This is a genomic window from Streptomyces cynarae, assembly GCF_025642135.1.
Taxonomy (GTDB): domain Bacteria; phylum Actinomycetota; class Actinomycetes; order Streptomycetales; family Streptomycetaceae; genus Streptomyces; species Streptomyces cynarae.
In genome coordinates, this window is the sequence record NZ_CP106793.1 from 7,218,903 (window position 1) to 7,237,529 (window position 18,627).

An 18,627-nucleotide genomic window follows, 5' to 3' on the forward strand; every position below is an offset into this window, starting at 1 on the left:
ACTGCCGTATGCCGCGCACCTTCACCCTGTTCACCGGCCAGTGGGCCGACCTGCCCCTGGAGGAGGTCTGCCGCCTCGCCCGCGACTTCGGTTACGACGGACTCGAACTGGCCTGCTGGGGCGACCACTTCGAGGTCGACAAGGCCCTCGCCGACCCCTCGTACGTCGACTCCCGCCACCAGCTCCTCGACAAGTACGGCCTGAAGTGCTGGGCGATCTCCAACCACCTCGTCGGCCAGGCGGTGTGCGACGCCATCATCGACGAACGCCACCGGGCCATCCTGCCCGCCCGCATCTGGGGCGACGGCGAGCCCGAGGGTGTACGGCAGCGGGCCGCCGCCGAGATCGCGGACACCGCGCGTGCCGCTGCCGCCTTCGGCGTCGACACCGTCATCGGCTTCACCGGCTCCGCCATCTGGCACCTGGTCGCCATGTTCCCGCCCGCCCCCGAGTCGATGATCGAACGCGGATACGAGGACTTCGCCGAGCGGTGGAACCCGGTCCTCGACGTGTTCGACGCGGAGGGCGTCCGGTTCGCGCACGAGGTCCACCCGAGCGAGATCGCCTACGACTACTGGACGACGCAGCGCGCCCTTGCCGCCGTCGACCACCGCCCCGCCTTCGGCCTGAACTTCGACCCCTCCCACTTCGTGTGGCAGGACCTCGACCCGGTCGGCTTCCTGTGGGACTTCCGCGACCGGATCTACCACGTCGACTGCAAGGAGGCCCGCAAGCGCCTCGACGGGCGCAACGGGCGCCTCGGCTCCCACCTGCCCTGGGGCGACCCGCGCCGCGGCTGGGACTTCGTGTCCGCCGGGCACGGCGACGTCCCCTGGGAGGACGTCTTCCGGATGCTGCGCTCCATCGACTACCAGGGGCCCGTCTCCGTGGAGTGGGAGGACGCCGGCATGGACCGGCTCCAGGGCGCCCCCGAGGCCCTGACCCGGCTGAAGGCGTACGACTTCGAGCCGCCGTCGGCCTCGTTCGACGCGGCGTTCGGCAACTGATCGGCCCCCATCGAGCTCTCCGGGATGACGGCGCATCCCGGCGTACCGCACCCGCCCGTACAACCGGCCCCATTCTGGAGGCATTCGTGCACGGGAACGACCGCACCACCCGCACCGGCAGAGTCACCACGCCCGAACGACGCCCGTCCCTGCGCAGAGCCGTCGCCCTGCTCGGCGGCGCCCTGCTGGCAGGCGCGTCCCTCACCTTCGTCGCCCCCCAGGCCGGCGCAGCCGTCTCCGACACGGGGACCGCGGCGGCGGAGGACTTCCAGCAGGTCACCCTCGCCAAGGGCGAGGCCGAGGTCGGCGAGCCCATGTCGCTGGCCGTCCTCCCGGACCGCTCCGTCCTCCACACCTCCCGCGACGGTGAACTCCGCATCACCGACGCGGCGGGCAACACCCGTCTGGCCGGCAAGCTCGACGTCTACTCGCACGACGAGGAGGGCCTCCAGGGCATCGGCGTCGACCCGGACTTCACCACCAACCGCTTCATCTACCTCTACTACGCGCCCCCGCTGAACACCCCGGCGGGTGACGCGCCCGAGACCGGCACCGCGGCCGACTTCGCGCCCTTCGACGGCGTCAACCGCCTCTCCCGGTTCGTCCTGAAGACCGACGGGACACTCGATGCGGCGAGCGAGAAGAAGATCCTCGACGTGCCCGCCTCCCGTGGCATCTGCTGCCATGTCGGCGGTGACATCGACTTCGACGCCGCCGGGAACCTGTACCTCTCGACCGGCGACGACACCAACCCCTTCCAGTCGGACGGCTTCACCCCCATCGACGAGCGCTCCGACCGCAACCCGGCCTTCGACGCCCAGCGCTCGGCCGGCAACACCAACGACCTGCGCGGCAAGATCCTGCGCATCAAGGTGAACGCGGACGGCTCGTACGCGATACCCGACGGCAACCTCTTCCCGCCCGGCACGGACAAGACACGGCCCGAGATCTACGCGATGGGCTTCCGCAACCCGTTCCGCTTCAGCGTCGACAAGCAGACCGGCATCCTCTACGTCGGCGACTACGGCCCCGACGCCGGAGCGGCCGACCCGAACCGCGGGCCCGCCGGCCAGGTCGAGTTCGCCCGTGTCACCGGTCCCGGCAACTTCGGCTGGCCGTACTGCACCGGCGCCAACGACGCCTACGTCGACTACGACTTCGCGACGAAGACGTCTGGCGCGCGCTTCGACTGCGCCGCGCCGAAGAACACTTCGCCGCACAACACCGGCCTGACCGACCTGCCGCCGGCCCAGCCCGCCTGGATCCCGTACAACGGCGCGTCCGTGCCCGAGTTCGGCGACGGCTCCGAGTCCCCGATGGGCGGCCCGGTCTACCACTACGACCCGGCGCTCGACTCGCCGGTGAAGTTCCCGCAGGCGTACGACGGCAACTTCTTCGCGGGCGAGTTCGGCCGCCGCTGGATCAAGCGCATCGTGACCGACGCCGGCGGCAGCGTGCAGTCCATCAACCCCTTCCCCTGGTCCGGCACACAGATCATGGACATGGCGTTCGGGCCCGACGGCGCCCTGTACGTCCTCGACTACGGCACCGCATGGTTCGGCGGCGACGAGCACTCGGCCCTGTACCGCATCGAGAACGCCACCGACGGCCACTCGCCGGTCGCGCAGGCCGCGGCGAACCGCACCTCCGGGCAGGCGCCGCTGAAGGTGACGTTCTCCTCCGCGGGCACCAGCGACCAGGACGGCGACGCGCTCACCTACAGCTGGGACTTCGGTGACGGGGCCACCTCGACGGCGTCCGACCCGACCCACAAGTACAAGAAGAACGGCACCTACACGGCGACGCTGACCGCCAAGGACCCCTCCGGGCGCACCGGCAGCGCGAGCGTGCAGATCGTCGTCGGCAACACCGCGCCCAAGGTGGTGCTCGAACTCCCGCAGGACGGGCAGCTGTTCAGCTTCGGCGACGCCGTCCCGTTCAAGGTGAGGGTCACCGACCCGGAGGACGGCGCGAGCGTCGACTGCTCGAAGGTCAAGGTCACCTTCGTCCTCGGCCACGACTCCCACGGCCATCCGCTCACCTCGGCGAACGGCTGCTCCGGCACCATCCAGACCAGCGCGGACGGCGGCCATGACGACGACGCCAACATCTTCGGCGTCTTCGACGCCGAGTACACCGACGGCGGAGGCGGCGGCCAGGCCCCGCTCACCTCGCACGACCGGAACGTCGCCCAGCCCCGGCACCGCCAGGCCGAGCACTTCAGCACCTCTTCCGGTGTCTCGGTGATCGCCAAGGACACCGCGCACGGCGGCAAGACGGTCGGCGACATCGACAACGGCGACTGGATCTCCTTCACGCCGTACGTGCTGGGCGACGCCAAGAAGATCACGGCGCGCATCGCCTCCGGTGGCGCGGGCGGCACCCTCGAGGTCCGCGCGGGCTCGGCGACGGGCACCCTGCTCGGCAAGGCGACCGTGCCGGTCACGGGCGGCTGGGAGAACTTCCAGGACGTCAGCGCCGACCTGTCCCGAGCGCCGAGGGGCACGACCACGCTCTACCTGGTCTTCAAGGGGAGCACCGGTTCCGGAGCCCTGTTCGACGTGGACGACTTCACCTTCACGACCGGCTGAGCGGAGGACGGCATGCACACGACCGGACGGCTGACGACGGCCGCGGTGGGCGCCGCCCTGCTCCTCGGCGGTATCACCCAGCCCGCAGCCCCGCACTCCGCGGACGGCACACGGGTGCTGGTCTTCTCCAAGACGGCCGGCTTCCGGCACGACTCGATCCCGGACGGCATCGCGGCGGTGAAGCAGCTGGGCGAGACGGGCGGCTTCACGGTCGACGCGACGGAGGACGCCGGCGCCTTCACCCCGTCGAACCTGCGGCGGTACGACGCCGTCGTGTTCCTGTCCACGACGGGGGACGTGCTCGACTCCGCCCAGCAGAGCGCGTTCGAGGACTACATCCGGCGCGGCGGCGGCTATGTGGGCATCCACGCGGCCGCCGACACCGAGTACGACTGGGCGTTCTACGGCGGCCTCGCCGGCGCCTACTTCCAGTCGCACCCGGCGATCCAGCCGGCCACGCTGAACGTCGAGGACCGCGCCCATCCGGCGACCTCGGAGCTCGGCCGGACCTGGCAACGCACCGACGAGTGGTACAACTACCGCTCCAACCCCCGCGAGAGGGCCCACGTACTCGCCTCGCTCGACGAGTCCTCGTACACCGGCGGCACCATGAACGGCGACCACCCGATCGCCTGGTGCCAGAACTACCAGGGCGGCCGCGCCTTCTACACCGGTGGCGGCCACACCAAGGAGTCCTACGCCGAACCCGCCTTCCGCCGGCACCTGCTGGGCGGCATCCGGTGGGCCGTGGGCGACGCCCAGGCGGACTGCCGCCCGGAGAACGGCTACCGTCCGCTCTTCGACGGCACCTCACTCGAGGGCTGGAAACAAGCGGGTCCCGGCTCCTTCACCCTGGACGACGGCACCCTGACGTCGCAGGGCGGCATGGGCCTGCTCTGGTACGCCGCGTCGGGCTTCTCCTCGTACTCGCTGAAGCTCGACTGGAAGACGGCCGGCGACGACAACTCCGGTGTGTTCGTGAGCTTCCCGGCCTCGGACGACCCGTGGTCGGCCGTGAACAACGGCTATGAGATCCAGATCGACGCCACCGACGTGCCCGAGAAGACCACCGGGTCCGTCTACGGCTTCCAGTCCGCCGACCTCAAGAAGCGCGACCGCGCGCTGAACCCGCCGGGGGAGTGGAACACGTACGAGATCCGCGTGGAGGGCGAACGCCTGCGCGTCTGGCTCAACGGCGTGAAGATCAACGATTTCACCAACACCGATCCGGTCCGGAGCCTCACCGACGGACACATCGGCATCCAGAACCACGGTGCCGATGACCAGGTGTCCTTCCGCGACATCCGGATCAAGGAACTGCCCGTCAAGGGCAAGTGAGCGGCGGCGGGCGGGGGACGCCGGACTCCCGCCCGCCGCTTTCCTCCCGTCCCTGTTGAGGTTCCAGCACGACAAGGAGGCTGCCTGCCCATGTCCGCATCCCCTGCCCGAGCCCGTCTCGGGGTGTGGCTGATCGGCGCCCGCGGTTCCGTCGCCACGACCGTCGTCGCGGGTTGCGCCGCCGTGACCGCGGGCCTGCACCCGCCCACGGGCATGGTCACCGAGACCCCCGTCTTCGCGGACAGCGGCCTTGTGGCCCTGTCGTCCCTCGTCTTCGGCGGCCACGACACGGTGGACTGCCCCTTGCCCAAACGCGCGGAAGCCCTAGCCGCCGGCGGCGTACTGCCACCCGGTCTGCCCTCCGCCGTCGCGGCCGAACTCTCCGCCGCCGACCGGGAGGTCAGACCGGGCGGCCCGCTGCCCGGGGACACCCGGGACGAGAAACAGCTGATCGACGACTTCGCCGCCGACATCCAGGACTTCGTACGACGCCGGGGGCTCGCGCGGGCGGTGGTGGTGAACGTGGCGTCCACCGAGCCTCCCGCCACCGGCGACCGGCTTCCGCCCAGCTCGCTGTACGCGGCGGCGGCCCTGCGCGCGGGCTGCCCGTATGTGAACTTCACCCCGTCCACGGGCCTGCACCACCCGGCGCTGGCGTCGCCGGCTGCGGCGAGCGGTCTGCCCTACGCGGGCCGGGACGGCAAGACGGGGCAGACCCTGCTGCGGTCGGTGCTGGGCCCGATGTTCGCGCAGCGTGCCCTCACGGTGCGGGCCTGGTCCGGGACCAACCTGCTCGGAGGCGGCGACGGCGCGTCCCTGGCCGACCCGGCCGCGGCAGCGGCGAAGAACGCCGGCAAGGAGCGGGTCCTCGCCGACACCCTCGGCGCGGGGGTCGAGGGCGAGGTCCACATCGACGACGTGCCCGCCCTCGGCGACTGGAAGACCGCCTGGGACCACGTCGCCTTCGACGGCTTCCTCGGCGCGCGCATGGTGTTGCAGACCATCTGGCAGGGCTGCGACTCGGCACTGGCCGCCCCGCTGGTCCTGGACCTGGCCCGGCTGACACTGCGCGCCCACGAAACCGGCCTGTCCGGCCCGCTCACCGACCTGGGCTTCTACTTCAAGGATCCGGTCGGGGACGGGCCGTCGGCGCTCGGGGAGCAGTACGCGGCACTGACGGACTTCGCGCGGCGGCTGCGGCGGGCACCAGCCGGGCAGCGGGCGGGGGAGGCCCGATGAGCGGAAGCACCGGGGACCGTGGAGGCCCTCGTGCCTGGGCCGAACTGCTGCGCCTCCCCGCGCTGTTCACCGTCCCCGGCGACGCGCTGGCCGGCGCGGCCGCCGTACGCGCCCGTCCCAGCCGCCGCACACTGCTGGCCATCGGCTCCTCCCTGTGCCTCTACGAGGCGGGCATGGCCCTCAACGACTGGGCCGACCGCGCCGAGGACGCCGTGGAACGCCCGCACCGCCCCCTGCCCTCCGGCCGTATCCGCCCCACCGCCGCTCTCACGGCGGCCTGCGCCTTCACCACGGCCGGGCTGGCCCTCGCGGCCCGCTCCGGCCGTCCCGCACTCACCGTGGCGGCCCCCTTGCGGCGACCGTCTGGGCGTACGACCTGGCCCTGAAACGCACCCCGGCGGGCCCGGCCGCGATGGCGGCGGCCCGCGGCCTGGACCTGCTCCTGGGCGCCGCGGCCACCACGGGCCGAGTCCGCCCCGCCCTGCGTCCGGCCGCCCTCCTCGCCGGCCACACCATGGCGCTCACCACCGTGTCCCGCCAGGAAACCCGCGGCGGCTCGCCCGTGCCCGCTCTCGCCGCGCTGGCCACGACGGGGGTTCTGGCCCGATCGCTGGCCCGGGGGCGCGCCCGCCCGGCCACCGCCGCGCGCCCGGCCCACTTCCGCACCGCAGCCGACACCCTGCGCGGAGCGCTCGCCGCCGTCTACGCCGCGACCGCCGCCCGCCCCTACCTCCACGCCGCCCTCAACCCCTCACCCCCGCTCACCCAACGCGCCGTCGGCGGCGGCATCCGCGCCACGATCCCGCTCCAGGCCGCGCTGTCCGCTCGCTCCGGCGCCCCGGTCACGGCCCTGCTGACCGCGGCCCTGGCCCCGTCGGCGGCCAGGTTCGCGAGGAAGGTGAGCGTCACATGAGCGTGCTGCCCTCCCAGAGCGACCCGGCGTCCGCCCCGGCCCCCGGCGGCACGCCGCTCCGCTTCGGCTACGGCACCAACGGCCTCGCCGACCTCCGCCTCGACGACGCCCTCGCCCTGCTCTCCGACCTCGGCTACGACGGCGTCGGACTGACCCTCGACCACATGCACCTCGACCCGCTCGCCCCCGACCTCGCCGCCCGCACCCGCCGGGTCGCCCACCGGCTGGACGCGCTCGGCCTGGAGGTGACCGTCGAGACGGGCGCCCGCTATGTGCTCGATCCGCGCCGCAAACACGGCCCCTCCCTCCTGGACCCGGACCCGGACGACCGCGCCCGCCGCATCGACCTGCTGACCCGGGCCGTCGGCGTCGCGGCCGACCTCGGCGCGCACGCCGTGCACTGCTTCAGCGGCGTCACCCCCGCCGGAACCGACGACGACACGGCGTGGACACGGCTGGCCACCGCCCTCACCCCCGTCCTGGAGGCCGCCACCGCCGCCGGTGTCCCCCTCGCCGTCGAACCCGAACCCGGACACCTCCTCGCCACCCTCGCCGACTTCCACCGTCTGCGCCACGCGCTCGGCGACCCCGAACACCTCGGCCTCACCCTCGACCTCGGCCACTGCCTGTGCCTCGAACCCCTCTCTCCCGCCGACTGCGTACGCGCCGCCGCGCCCTGGCTGCGCCACGTCCAGATCGAGGACATGCGCCGCGGTGTCCACGAACACCTGCCCTTCGGAGAGGGCGACCTCGACGTCCCGGCCGTCCTCGGCGCCCTGTCCGCCTCCGCCTACCGGGGCCTGACCGTCGTCGAACTGCCCCGTCATTCCCACGCCGGACCCCACTTCGCCGCGATCTCCCTCCCCTTCCTCCACACCGCGGCGGCCTCCTCCACCGGGCGGCGGCTCCCACCGGACGCCCCGCCCCCCGCAGCACCTGCCGGCGAGCCCTCCGCCATACCCGAAGGGAGCACCGCATGAGCCACCCGCAGGCCAGGCAGCCCACCCCCACGATCGGCACCGGGATCGCCCTCACCCCACCGGCCGAACTGCGCGCCCACCTCGACGCCCGGCTCCCCGCGGCGGCCCGCGCCTGGCTCGACCAGGCCCTCGACGAGGCGGCCGCCCAGCCCGGCACCCACGGGCCCATCTCCGTGTGGGAGTTGCGCCTCGCCGAGGCCGCCGCCGGTGCGGCACCGCCCACGCCGACGCCGCCCGCGTGCTCATCCTGCACGCGGCGCGCCCCGACGCGGACGGGCTCACCCGCGTCTACCACCAGGGCACCGCCGACGAGCGCCGCGCCGTCCTCCACGCCCTGCCCCACCTCCTGCCGGGCCCGGAAGGGCTGCCGCTCGTCGAGGACGCGCTGCGCACCAACGACACCCGGCTCCTCGCCGCGGCCGTCGGTCCCTACGCCGCCCGGCACCTCAGCCCCCACCTGTGGCGGCAGGCGGTCCTGAAGTGCCTGTTCACCGGGGTCGGCGTGGACAGCGTGGCCGACCTGCCCGGGCGCGCCCGCGGCGACACCGAACTGGCCCGCATGCTCGGCGACTACGCCGCGGAGCGCACCGCCGCGGGCCGTCCCGTGCCCGACGACCTGTACCGCGTGCTGGCCCTCACCGAACCGGCGCCTGCGCCGCACTCCGCGGACGCCCCCCACGGCAAGGAGTCCTGATGCGCATCTTCGACCCCCACATCCACATGACGTCCAGGACCACCGACGACTACGAGGCCATGTACGCCGCGGGCGTCCGCGCCGTCGTCGAGCCCTCCTTCTGGCTCGGCCAGCCCCGCACCTCTCCCGCCTCCTTCCTCGACTACTTCGACTCCCTCCTCGGCTGGGAGCCCTTCCGCGCCGCCCAGTACGGCATCGCGCACCACTGCACCCTCGCCCTCAACCCCAAGGAGGCGAACGACCCGCGCTGCCTTCCCGTCCTCGACGAACTGGCCCGGTATCTCGTCAAGGACCAGGTCGTCGCCGTCGGGGAGATCGGCTACGACTCCATGACCCCCGCCGAGGACACCGCCCTCGCCGCCCAGCTCCAGCTCGCCGCCGACCACGAACTGCCGGCGCTCGTCCACACCCCGCACCGTGACAAGCTCGCCGGTCTGCGCCGCACCCTCGACGTCGTCCGGGAGTCCGCACTTCCCCCGGACCGGGTCCTGGTCGACCACCTCAACGAGACCACCGTCAAGGAGGCCAAGGCCGGCGGCTGCTGGCTGGGGTTCTCCGTCTATCCCGACACCAAGATGGACGAGCGGCGGATGGTCGCGATCCTGCGCGCGTACGGGCCCGAGCGGGTCCTGGTGAACTCCGCCGCCGACTGGGGCAGGAGCGACCCGCTGAAGACCCGCAAGGTCGCCGACGCGATGCTCGCCGAGGGATTCACCGAGGACGACGTGGACCTGGTGCTGTGGCGCAACCCGGTCGCCTTCTACGGGCTCAGCGGCCGCCTCACCCTCGACGTGGCCGCCACCGCACCCACGCACGAGGGCAACTCCGTGCTGCGCGGCGGGGAGTGAGCGATGCGTTTCCGGCACCCCGACGGCTCCACCGTCCACCTCGCCTACTGCACCAACGTCCACCCGGCCGAATCCCTCGACGGTGTCCTCGCCCAGCTCCGCGACCACTGCGAGCCCGTGCGCCGCCGCCTCGGCCGTGACCGCCTCGGCATCGGCCTGTGGCTCGCCGGGGACGCCGCCCGCACCCTCGTCAGCGATCCGTCCGCCCTGCGCGGCCTGCGCGCCGAACTCGACCGCCGTGGGCTCGAGGTCGTCACCCTCAACGGCTTCCCGTATGAAGGCTTCGGCGCCGAGGAGGTCAAGTACCGCGTCTACAAGCCGGACTGGGCCGACCCGGAACGCCTCGACCACACCACCGCCCTGGCCCGCGTCCTCGCCGTCCTGCTCCCGGACGACGTCACCGAGGGCAGCATCTCCACCCTGCCCCTCGCCTGGCGGACCGCCGATGACGCCGCGCGCGCCGAGAGGGCCCGCACCGCCCTTCGCACCCTCGCCGCACGCCTCGACGCCCTCGCGGAGCTGACCGGCCGCTCCATCCGCGTCGGTCTGGAGCCGGAACCCGGCTGCACCGTCGAGACCACCGGCGACGCCATCGCCCCCCTGACCGCGATCGCTCACGACCGCATCGGCATCTGCGTCGACACCTGCCACCTCGCCACCTCCTTCGAAGACCCGCACACCGCCCTGGACGCGCTCACGCGATCCCGCGTCCCCGTCGTCAAATCGCAGCTCTCAGCCGCACTGCACGCCGAACACCCCCATCTGCCGGAGGTCCGCGAGGCCCTGGCCGCCTTCGCCGAACCCCGCTTCCTGCACCAGACCCGCACCCTCACCGCCGCGGGCCTGCGCGGCACCGACGACCTCCCGCAGGCGCTGAAGGGCGACACCCTTCCCGACACCGCGCCCTGGCGCGCCCACTTCCACGTCCCGCTGCACGCGACCCCCGCCGCGCCCCTCACCTCCACACTCCCCGTCCTCCGCGCCGCCCTGACCCGGCTCGTCGGCGGACCGCACCCGCTCACCCGCCACCTCGAGGTCGAGACGTACACCTGGCAGGCCCTCCCGCCCGAGCTGCGGCCCCGCGCCCGCGCCCAGCTCGCCGACGGCATCGCCGCCGAACTCGCGCTGGCTCGCGACCTGCTGACGGACCTCGGCCTGAAGGAGCTTCCATGAGCACCCCGACCGGCACCGGCCCCACCCCACTCCTCGTCCTGGACGTCGTCGGCCTCACCCCCCGTCTCCTCGACCACATGCCCCGCCTCCAGGCGCTCGCCCGGTCCGGCTGCCGCGCACCGCTCGGCACCGTCCTGCCCGCCGTCACCTGCGCCGCCCAGTCCACCTTCCTGACCGGCACCCTGCCGTCCGAGCACGGCATCGTCGGCAACGGCTGGTACTTCCGCGAACTCGGCGACGTCCTGCTGTGGCGACAGCACAACGGCCTCGTCGCCGGCGACAAGCTGTGGGACGCCGCCCGCCGCGCCCACCCCGGCTACACGGTCGCCAACATCTGCTGGTGGTACGCCATGGGCGCCGACACCGACATCACCGTCACCCCTCGTCCCGTCTACTACTCCGACGGCCGCAAGGAACCCGACTGCTACACCAGGCCCCCGGCCCTTCACGACGAACTCACCGCGAAACTCGGCACGTTCCCCCTCTTCCACTTCTGGGGACCGGGCGCCGACCTGGTCTCCAGCCAGTGGATCATCGACGCGACCCGCCACATCCTGCGCACCCGGCACCCCGACCTGGCGCTCTGCTACCTCCCGCACCTCGACTACGACCTGCAGCGCTTCGGCCCCGACGACCCGCGCTCGGCGAAGGCTGCCGCGGACCTGGACGCCGCGCTGGCGCCGCTGCTGGACGACGCCCGCGCCGAGGGCCGTACCGTCGTGGCGCTGTCCGAGTACGGCATCACCCGCGTGAACCGTCCCGTCGACATCAACCGCGCCCTGCGTCATGCCGGACTGCTCGAGGTGCATACGCAGGACGGCATGGAGTACCTCGATCCGATGGCCTCACGAGCCTTCGCGGTCGCCGACCACCAGATCGCCCACGTCCATGTGCGCCGCCCCGAGGACCTCGACGCCACCCGGGCCGCCCTCACCGGCCTGCCCGGCATCGAGCAACTCCTGGACGACGAGGGCAAGAAGACCCATCACCTCGACCACCCGCGCTCCGGCGAACTCGTCGCCGTCGCGGAGCCGGACGCCTGGTTCACGTACTACTACTGGCTCGACGACGCCTGTGCGCCCGACTTCGCGCGGCTCGTCGACATCCACCGCAAACCCGGCTACGACCCGGCCGAACTCTTCATGGACCCCCTCGACCCCTACGTCAAGGTCAGAGCGGCCACGGCCCTGGCGCGCAAGAAACTCGGCATGCGCTACCGCATGGCGGTCGTGCCCCTCGACCCGTCACCTATTCGCGGCAGCCACGGCCGCCTTCCCGCGAGCGACGACGACGGTCCGCTCCTCATCTGCTCCACCCCCCGTGCCGTCGGTGACCGCGTCGCGGCCACCGATGTGAAGTCACTCCTGCTCCAACTCGCCGGTCTCGCCTGACGTACCGGCCCCACCGGCCGCCGGATCCGACTGGTCACAAGTGAAGCACTCACCACTGACAACGCCCCAAGACACCGAGGAGTTCCAGGCATGAGCCGCATCCCGCAGACCGACCCCGAACTCACCCACCGCCTCACCAGACGAGGCATGCTCGGCGTGGCCGCCGGCGCCTCCGCCGCCGCGCTGCTGGGCGCCGTCACGTCCCCCGCCGCCGCGGCCACCGGGACCGCGACCGACACGACGACCGGTGACGCGGGCCGGGGCCGCCCCGTCCTGCCGCCCGGCCGGCTCGGCATCCAGCTCTACAGCCTGCGCGACAAGGTCGCCACGCTCGGCTTCGCGCCCGTCTTCGCCGAACTGGAGAGGTACGGCTACGACGAGGTCGAGTTCGCCGGCTACACCCAGGGCTCGGCGGGCCCGATCACCCTCGCCCAGCTGAGGCGGCTGGCGAAGGACCACGGGCTGACCCCGATCGGCAGCCACGTCGGCTACTACTCCAGCGACCCGAACGCGTACACCTTCGCCCAGAACCTCACCAAGGTCCTCGACGACGCCGAGGCCCTGGGGCTCAAGCACATCGGTACCGCGTCGGGCCCGTTCCGCTACGGCTCGACCGTCGACGCCTGGAAGCGCGCCGCCGAGGAGTTCAACACCTACGGCGCGGCGGCCAGGGCGCGCGGCATGAAGTTCTACCAGCACAACCACTCGGACGAGTTCGGCTTCGCGAGCGACGACCCCAAGGTCCGGCTCTACGACGTCCTGCTCGCCGAGACCGACCCCGACCTCGTCCACCTGGAGATGGACATCTTCTGGGCGTACGCGGGCCAGTTCCGCTTCTCCAAGCGCCCCGACGGCACTCCCGCCCCCTTCGAGCCGCTGGACTACGTACTGAAGCAGCCCCACCGGTACCCGCTGTTCCACGTGAAGGACGGTGTGAGCGACCCCTCGAACCAGTTCGGCTATCGCATGACGGACGTCGGAGACGGGGACATCGACTACCAGCGGTTCATCTCGGCCGTGACCCGGCTGCGCGGCGAGCGACTCGCCCACCACTGGCAGGCGGAACACGACAACCCGGCCGAGTCGTTCACGTTCGCGCGCCGTTCCAGCGCGTACCTGCACTCCTTGAGGGAAAGGTGCTGACAGCCCCGTACGCCGACTGACCGCTCCACACGTGAGGAGGCCCTTCCCGCCGAGCCGGGAAGGGCCTCCTCACGGGAGCGGTGCCGTCAGCCCGCCTTCTGCGGCGCGGTCTCCGGCACACCCTTGCCGCCGCGCCCGGGCTGCCGCAGCAACAGCGCCAGTGCCGCCGCGACCATGGAGACGCCGCCGGCCAGCGCGTAGGCGCCGTTGTAGCCCCACGCACCCACCACCATGGAGCCGAGACCGCCGCCGAACAGGCCGCTGACCAGCTTGCCGCTGTAGACGAGCCCGTAGTTGGTGGCGTTGTAGTTCTCGCCGAAGTAGTCCGGGGTCAGGGCGGCGAACATGGGGTAGAACGCGCCGCCGCCGAAGCCGGAGAGGAAGGCGAAGAACAGGAACAGCCACTCGTTCTTCATGTCGCCGGCCCAGATGACGCCGAACTGGGCGAGCCCGAGCACCACGATCACGAAGACCAGGGACGTCTTGCGGCCCCACACGTCGGAAAGCCAGCCCACCACCGCGCGGCCGACGCCGTTGATGACGGCCATGACGCCCATGGACGAGGCCGCGACCAGCGGCCCGAAGCCGATCTCCTTGGCGAAGTCGACCTGGAAGGAGATCCCGAAGATCGAGACTCCGGCGGTCATCACGACCGTCACCCACATCAGCGGCAGCATGCCGGTCCTGATGGCCTCCTTGGGCGTGTACTGACGCACCGCCGGGGGGTTCTTGGCCAGGCTCGCGGCGCTCCTGGTGCTCCCGGAGTGCGACAGCGGATCGACGTCGGCCGGCCACCAGTTCTTCGGCGGGTCTTGGAAGAACCAGGCACAGCAGGCGACCACGATCAGCACGTAGACGCCGATGAGGTCCAGCACCTCGTTGTAGTTGCCGGTGTCGAAGGCGTAGTTGAAGATGAAGATGAACGGCAGCGAGCCGTAGGCGAAGCCACCGTTGACGAAGCCCGTCCTCGCGCCACGCCGCTCCGGGAACCACTTGCCGACCATGTTGATGCACGTCGCGTAGATCAGCCCGGAGCCGATGCCGCCCACGACGCCGAAGCCGAGGATGGCCAGCAGCACGTTGTGCAGGTGCGACAGCGCCAGGAAGCCGAGGAGGCACATCACCGAGCCGGTGTACATGGCCCTGCGGGCGGTGAGGATCCCCCGTTCGCGCAGCCAGCCTGCCGGAAAGGCGATGCCCGCCTGGAAGAAGACCCAGACGCTGAGGATCCAGAAGGTGTTGCTCTGCGTCCAGCCGTGGGCTGTGGAAAGGGTGTCCTCCGCGGAGCCGTAGGCGTACTCGGAGACGCTGATGGCCATCATGGAGATCCACGGGAGGTACACCATGAGCTTGCGCGAGTGACCTAGTATGTCCCGGTCCGTCTCGCCGACACGGTAGACGCGGCCATGCGCATCGGTCACCTCCCGGTAGGGGTGGTGCGCGGTGCCGGATCCGGCCGACGAACTGTTCGTTGCCATGGGGTCTGCCGTCATGTCACGCCATCTCCTCGCCGAGCGGGTGCGGGTTGGGGACGATGCGCCGGACGCTGGGCCTGCCCGGTGTCTTCAGAAAGCGGGCCGGTACCGCGCCGGCGGTCACCCGCCTGCCGCGGCGCCCGCAGCGGTGTGTGCGCAGCAGCGCCCTGAGGGCGATCCCGAAGGACCGCAGGGTCGCCGAAGAGTCCTGCTGCTCCGGAATGTCGGCGTCCGACGCGCCGACCCGGTGTACGCGGCCGTTGCCGTCCGTCGCCTGCCTGCAGGTGACGGACGTCGGATGTTGGGTGGATGTCATCTCGTGCACCCCTTGCGTCGAAAGTTCTGGCCAGCGCCCCCTGTCCAATGCCTTTCGTGCGCGCACGGGTCCCGGGGCGGCCGACGCGCACCGTCGGCCGCCCCGCGGTTCACTCACCTCATGAACCGCCCCCCAACAGTCCGGCCGCCCGCGCCCACCGGTACTTCGCGCCGAGCACGGCCACCGGCTTCTCGGTCGTGTACGGGTACGCCACGACCCCGCGCTCGAACAGGTACTGGCAGGCGTCCTCGACCTCGACGTCACCGGCGAGCGAAGCCACCACCGGCTTCTCGATGCCGCGCTCCCTGAATTCGGCCACCACGCGCGCGGTGAGCTCGGCGAAGACCATCGGGGGAGTGACGATGGTGTGCCAGTAGCCGAGGACGAGCGCGTGGATCCGCGGGTCTTCGAGCCCCAGCCGGATCGTCGCCTCGTACGTCGACGGCGGCTCACCGCCGGTGATGTCGACCGGGTTGCCCGCCGCACCGAAGGGCGGGATGAACTTCTTGAAGGCCGTGTCCAGGTCCGGCGGGATCTCCATCAGGGACAGACCGTTGTCGGTGACCGCGTCGGACAGCAGGACGCCGCTGCCGCCGGCACCCGTGATGATCACGACGTTGTCGCCCTTGGGGGTGGGCAGCACCGGCAACGCGCGCGCGTACTCCAGCATGTCGTTCAGTCCGGGCGCCCGGATCACACCGGCCTGCCGCAGGATGTCGTCGTACACGGCGTCGTCGCCCGCCAGCGCCCCGGTGTGCGAGCCGGCGGCCCTGGCACCCGCCGCCGTGCGCCCCGCCTTCAGGACCACGACCGGCTTCTTCGGGACGGTCGCCCGCGCCGCCTCCACGAAGGCGCGCCCGTCCTTGAGGTCCTCCAGGTGCATCGCGATGCACTCGGTGTGCGGGTCCTCACCGAACCAGGTCAGCAGGTCGTCCTCGTCGAGGTCCGACTTGTTGCCGAGGCCCACGATCGCGGACACTCCGGTCTTGGTGGTGCGGGCGAAGCCCAGGATGGCCATTCCGATGCCACCGGACTGCGAGGTCAGCGCTACGCCGCCCTTGACGTCGTACGGCGTGCAGAACGTGGCGCACAGGTCCTGCCACGTCGAGTAGTAGCCGTAGATGTTCGGTCCGAGCAGCCGGATGCCGTACCGCTCGGCGATCGCCACGATCTCGGCCTGGAGCGCGTGCTCACCGGTCTCCGCGAACCCGGAGGGGATCAGTACGGCGTTGGGGATCCTCTTGCGTCCCACCTCCTCCAGGGCCGAGGCCACGAACTTGGCGGGGATCGCGAAGACCGCCACATCCACCTCACCGGGAACGTCGGTGACACTCTTGTACGCCTTGCGGCCCAAGATGTCATCGGCCTTGGGGTTCACCGGGTGGATCTCGCCGGAGAAGCCGCCGTCGATGAGGTTGCGCATCACCGAGTTGCCGATCTTGCCGTGCTCGTTCGAGGCGCCGATCACGGCGACGGCGGACGGCTGCATCAACCGGCGCATGGAGGCGAGGATTTCCTCGCGGGTGTAGCGCCGGCGCTCCTTCACGGGCGCGTCCGAAAGGATCACGCGGATGTCCGCCGCGACCGCGCCGTCCGGGGTGGCGATCACCGGGTTGAGGTCCACCTCGGCGATCTCCGGGAAGTCCGCGACGAGCCGGGAGACCCGGCGGATCTGCTCGGCGATCGCCCACCGGTCCACACCCGGCCGGCCGCGCACCCCGCGCAGGATCTCCGCCGAGCGGATCGAGTCCAGCATGGACAGCGCCTCGTCGGCGTCCACGGGCGCCAGCCGGAACGTGACGTCCTTGAGGACCTCGACGAGCACCCCGCCGAGTCCGAAGGCCACGACCTTCCCGAACGTCGGATCGGTGACCGCCCCGACGATCACCTCCTGCCCCTCGGGGAGCAGTTCCTGCACCTGTACGCCCTCGATGCGGGCGTCCGGGGCGTACGCGCGGGCGTTCTCGACGATCCGGTGGAACGCGGCGCGTACGTCCGCCGCGCCCTCCACGCCGACGACCACACCGCCGGCGTCGGTCTTGTGCAGGATGTCCGGTGAGACGATCTTCATCACGACGGGCCCGCCGAAGCGCGCCGCGTACGCCACCGCCTCGTCGACGTCCCTCGCCAGTTCCTCGCCCGGTACGGCGATCCCGTAGGCGTCGGCGATCACCTTGCCCTCGGGTGCGGTGAGCGCGGTCCGTCCCTCCGCCCGCACGGAGTCCAGGAGCGACCGCACCATCAGTGCCCGGTCTTCGGCCATCACGTCAGATCACTCCGTTCGACTTGAGCAGGCGCAGCTCCTCGTCCCCGAGGCCCAGCTCGCCGATGTAGACCTCTTCGTTGTGCTCGCCGAGCAGCGGTGAACTCCTCACCTCGACGCGGGAGTCGGACAGCTTCAACGGGCTGCCCACGGTCACGAACTCGCCGCGCTCCGGGTGCGGGACGCGCACCACCATCTCGTTGGCGGCCAGCGACTCGTCCTCGATGATCTCCTTGGTAGACAGGATCGGCCCGCACGGGATGTTGTGGGCGTTCAGCCGCTCCAGGACCTCCCATTTGGGCAACGTCGAGGACCATTCCTCGATCAGCTGGAACATCTTGTTCAGCTTCGGCAGCCGGGCCTGAGGCGTCGCCCACTCGGGGTCGTCCGCGAGTTCCGGCCGGCCGATGAGTTCGCTGATCGGCTTCCAGCCGACGGGCTGCACGATGACGTACACGTAGTCGTTCGGGCCGCCCGGCGCGCACTTGACCGCCCAGCCGGGCTGACCGCCGCCGGACGCGTTTCCCGAGCGGGGAACTTCCGTGCCGAAGTCCTCGTTGGGGTATTCAGCGAGCGGGCCGTGGGCCAGGCGCTGCTGGTCGCGCAACTTCACCCGGCAGAGGTTGAGCACAGCGTGCTGCATGGCCACGTTCACCCGCTGCCCGCGCCCGGTCGTCTCCCGCTGGAACAGCGCCGCGAGAATTCCCGCCACGGCGTGCACACCCGTCCCCGAGTCCCCGATCTGGGCCCCTGTCGCGAGCGGCGGCCCGTCCTCGAAGCCGGTGGTCGACATCGACCCGCCCATGGCCTGCGCGACGACCTCGTACGCCTTGAAGTTGGTGTAGGGGCCGTCGCCGAACCCCTTGATGGAGGCATAGACGATCCGCGGATTGATCTCCTGGATGCGGTCCCAGGTGAAGCCCATCCGGTCGACCGCGCCCGGTCCGAAGTTCTCGACCATGACGTCCGAGCGCCGGATCAGCTCGGTGAGGATCTCCTTGCCGCGTTCGGTCTTGGTGTTGAGGGTGATGCTCCGCTTGTTGCAGTTGAGCATCGTGAAGTAGAGGGAGTCGACGTCCGGGATGTCCCGCAGCTGTCCCCGCGTGATGTCACCGGTCGGCGCCTCCAGCTTGACGACGTCGGCTCCGAGCCAGGCGAGCAACTGGGTCGCGGAAGGCCCGGACTGGACGTGCGTCATGTCCAGGACGCGGATGCCGTCGAGAGCCTTGGTCGGGGTGTGTGTCATGCCAAGCGCT

At 71.5% G+C, this 18,627-nt stretch carries 13 protein-coding genes and 2 pseudogenes; 11 read left to right on the plus strand and 4 right to left on the minus strand.

The annotated features are described in order from the left end of the window. The first annotated feature begins 8 nt into the window (after positions 1-8). The 11 genes and pseudogenes from N8I84_RS32755 to N8I84_RS32805 all read left to right on the plus strand — a co-directional run bounded on the left by N8I84_RS32755 (position 9) and on the right by N8I84_RS32805 (position 13,317). Positions 9-1,007, plus strand: coding sequence for a sugar phosphate isomerase/epimerase family protein (locus N8I84_RS32755; protein ID WP_263233032.1), 999 nt, complete (start codon positions 9-11; stop codon positions 1,005-1,007). A gap of 86 nt (positions 1,008-1,093) precedes the next feature. Continuing rightward, on the plus strand, positions 1,094-3,598 hold the full coding sequence (locus N8I84_RS32760) for a PQQ-dependent sugar dehydrogenase (protein WP_263233033.1): 2,505 nt from the start codon (positions 1,094-1,096) through the stop codon (positions 3,596-3,598). Between the two features lie 12 nt (positions 3,599-3,610). Further along, a complete protein-coding gene (locus N8I84_RS32765; RefSeq protein WP_263233034.1) occupies positions 3,611-4,936 on the plus strand; it encodes a ThuA domain-containing protein in 1,326 nt (441 codons plus the stop codon). A gap of 90 nt (positions 4,937-5,026) precedes the next feature. Continuing rightward, positions 5,027-6,175, plus strand: a complete 1,149-nt coding sequence (locus tag N8I84_RS32770) for an inositol-3-phosphate synthase (protein ID WP_263233035.1) — start codon at positions 5,027-5,029, stop codon at positions 6,173-6,175. Then, a pseudogene (locus tag N8I84_RS32775) lies at positions 6,172-7,088 on the plus strand (SCO3242 family prenyltransferase). The gene N8I84_RS32770 and the pseudogene N8I84_RS32775 overlap by 4 nt, the downstream one beginning before the upstream one ends. Continuing rightward, positions 7,085-8,068, plus strand: coding sequence for a sugar phosphate isomerase/epimerase family protein (locus tag N8I84_RS32780; protein WP_263233036.1), 984 nt, complete (start codon positions 7,085-7,087; stop codon positions 8,066-8,068). The pseudogene N8I84_RS32775 and the gene N8I84_RS32780 overlap by 4 nt, the downstream one beginning before the upstream one ends. Beyond that, positions 8,065-8,762, plus strand: a pseudogene (locus N8I84_RS32785) (EboA domain-containing protein). Before N8I84_RS32780 ends, N8I84_RS32785 begins: the two are co-directional and overlap by 4 nt. Continuing rightward, positions 8,762-9,610, plus strand: a complete 849-nt coding sequence (locus tag N8I84_RS32790; RefSeq protein WP_263233037.1) for a TatD family hydrolase — start codon at positions 8,762-8,764, stop codon at positions 9,608-9,610. The pseudogene N8I84_RS32785 and the gene N8I84_RS32790 overlap by 1 nt, the downstream one beginning before the upstream one ends. Positions 9,611-9,613: 3 nt before the next feature. Further along, positions 9,614-10,783 (plus strand): metabolite traffic protein EboE, encoded by a 1,170-nt coding sequence (eboE, locus tag N8I84_RS32795; RefSeq protein ID WP_263233038.1) that lies wholly within the window; start codon positions 9,614-9,616, stop codon positions 10,781-10,783. Continuing rightward, positions 10,780-12,174, plus strand: a complete 1,395-nt coding sequence (locus N8I84_RS32800; protein WP_263233039.1) for a nucleotide pyrophosphatase/phosphodiesterase family protein — start codon at positions 10,780-10,782, stop codon at positions 12,172-12,174. Before eboE ends, N8I84_RS32800 begins: the two co-directional genes overlap by 4 nt. Before the next feature lie 90 nt (positions 12,175-12,264). Next, positions 12,265-13,317 carry a sugar phosphate isomerase/epimerase family protein gene (locus N8I84_RS32805; RefSeq protein WP_263233040.1) on the plus strand — a complete coding sequence of 351 codons (1,053 nt, stop codon included), beginning with the start codon at positions 12,265-12,267 and terminating at the stop codon, positions 13,315-13,317. Positions 13,318-13,403: 86 nt separating this feature from the next. Here the strand turns inward: N8I84_RS32805 and N8I84_RS32810 are convergent, their stop codons facing one another. The 4 genes from N8I84_RS32810 to frc all read right to left on the minus strand — a co-directional run bounded on the left by N8I84_RS32810 (position 13,404) and on the right by frc (position 18,617). Continuing rightward, the gene (locus N8I84_RS32810; RefSeq protein WP_263233041.1) at positions 13,404-14,810 is read right to left on the minus strand and encodes an OFA family MFS transporter; all 1,407 of its coding nucleotides are present in this window, start codon (positions 14,808-14,810) and stop codon (positions 13,404-13,406) included. 1 nt (position 14,811) lies between these two features. Then, complete coding sequence (locus N8I84_RS43205) at positions 14,812-15,108, minus strand: hypothetical protein (protein WP_390898971.1); 297 nt, start codon at positions 15,106-15,108, stop codon at positions 14,812-14,814. Between the two features lie 118 nt (positions 15,109-15,226). Next, positions 15,227-17,371, minus strand: coding sequence for an acetate--CoA ligase family protein (locus tag N8I84_RS32820; protein WP_263234957.1), 2,145 nt, complete (start codon positions 17,369-17,371; stop codon positions 15,227-15,229). 4 nt (positions 17,372-17,375) lie between these two features. Further along, the gene (gene frc / locus N8I84_RS32825) at positions 17,376-18,617 is read right to left on the minus strand and encodes a formyl-CoA transferase (protein WP_263233042.1); all 1,242 of its coding nucleotides are present in this window, start codon (positions 18,615-18,617) and stop codon (positions 17,376-17,378) included. Positions 18,618-18,627: the final 10 nt, after the last annotated feature.

What these genes read in the sequence shown, in the direction of transcription:
- N8I84_RS32790 (WP_263233037.1), top strand. Translation starts at nt 8,762, where the DNA reads ATGCGCATCTTCGACCCCCACATCCACATGACGTCCAGGACCACCGAC.
- N8I84_RS32780 (WP_263233036.1), top strand. Translation starts at nt 7,085, where the DNA reads ATGAGCGTGCTGCCCTCCCAGAGCGACCCGGCGTCCGCCCCGGCCCCC.
- N8I84_RS32800 (WP_263233039.1), top strand. Translation starts at nt 10,780, where the DNA reads ATGAGCACCCCGACCGGCACCGGCCCCACCCCACTCCTCGTCCTGGAC.
- N8I84_RS32765 (WP_263233034.1), top strand. Translation starts at nt 3,611, where the DNA reads ATGCACACGACCGGACGGCTGACGACGGCCGCGGTGGGCGCCGCCCTG.
- N8I84_RS32805 (WP_263233040.1), top strand. Translation starts at nt 12,265, where the DNA reads ATGAGCCGCATCCCGCAGACCGACCCCGAACTCACCCACCGCCTCACC.
- N8I84_RS32820 (WP_263234957.1), bottom strand. Translation starts at nt 17,371, where the DNA reads ATGGCCGAAGACCGGGCACTGATGGTGCGGTCGCTCCTGGACTCCGTG.
- N8I84_RS32755 (WP_263233032.1), top strand. Translation starts at nt 9, where the DNA reads ATGCCGCGCACCTTCACCCTGTTCACCGGCCAGTGGGCCGACCTGCCC.
- N8I84_RS32770 (WP_263233035.1), top strand. Translation starts at nt 5,027, where the DNA reads ATGTCCGCATCCCCTGCCCGAGCCCGTCTCGGGGTGTGGCTGATCGGC.
- eboE (WP_263233038.1), top strand. Translation starts at nt 9,614, where the DNA reads ATGCGTTTCCGGCACCCCGACGGCTCCACCGTCCACCTCGCCTACTGC.
- N8I84_RS32810 (WP_263233041.1), bottom strand. Translation starts at nt 14,810, where the DNA reads ATGACGGCAGACCCCATGGCAACGAACAGTTCGTCGGCCGGATCCGGC.
- N8I84_RS43205 (WP_390898971.1), bottom strand. Translation starts at nt 15,108, where the DNA reads ATGACATCCACCCAACATCCGACGTCCGTCACCTGCAGGCAGGCGACG.
- frc (WP_263233042.1), bottom strand. Translation starts at nt 18,617, where the DNA reads ATGACACACACCCCGACCAAGGCTCTCGACGGCATCCGCGTCCTGGAC.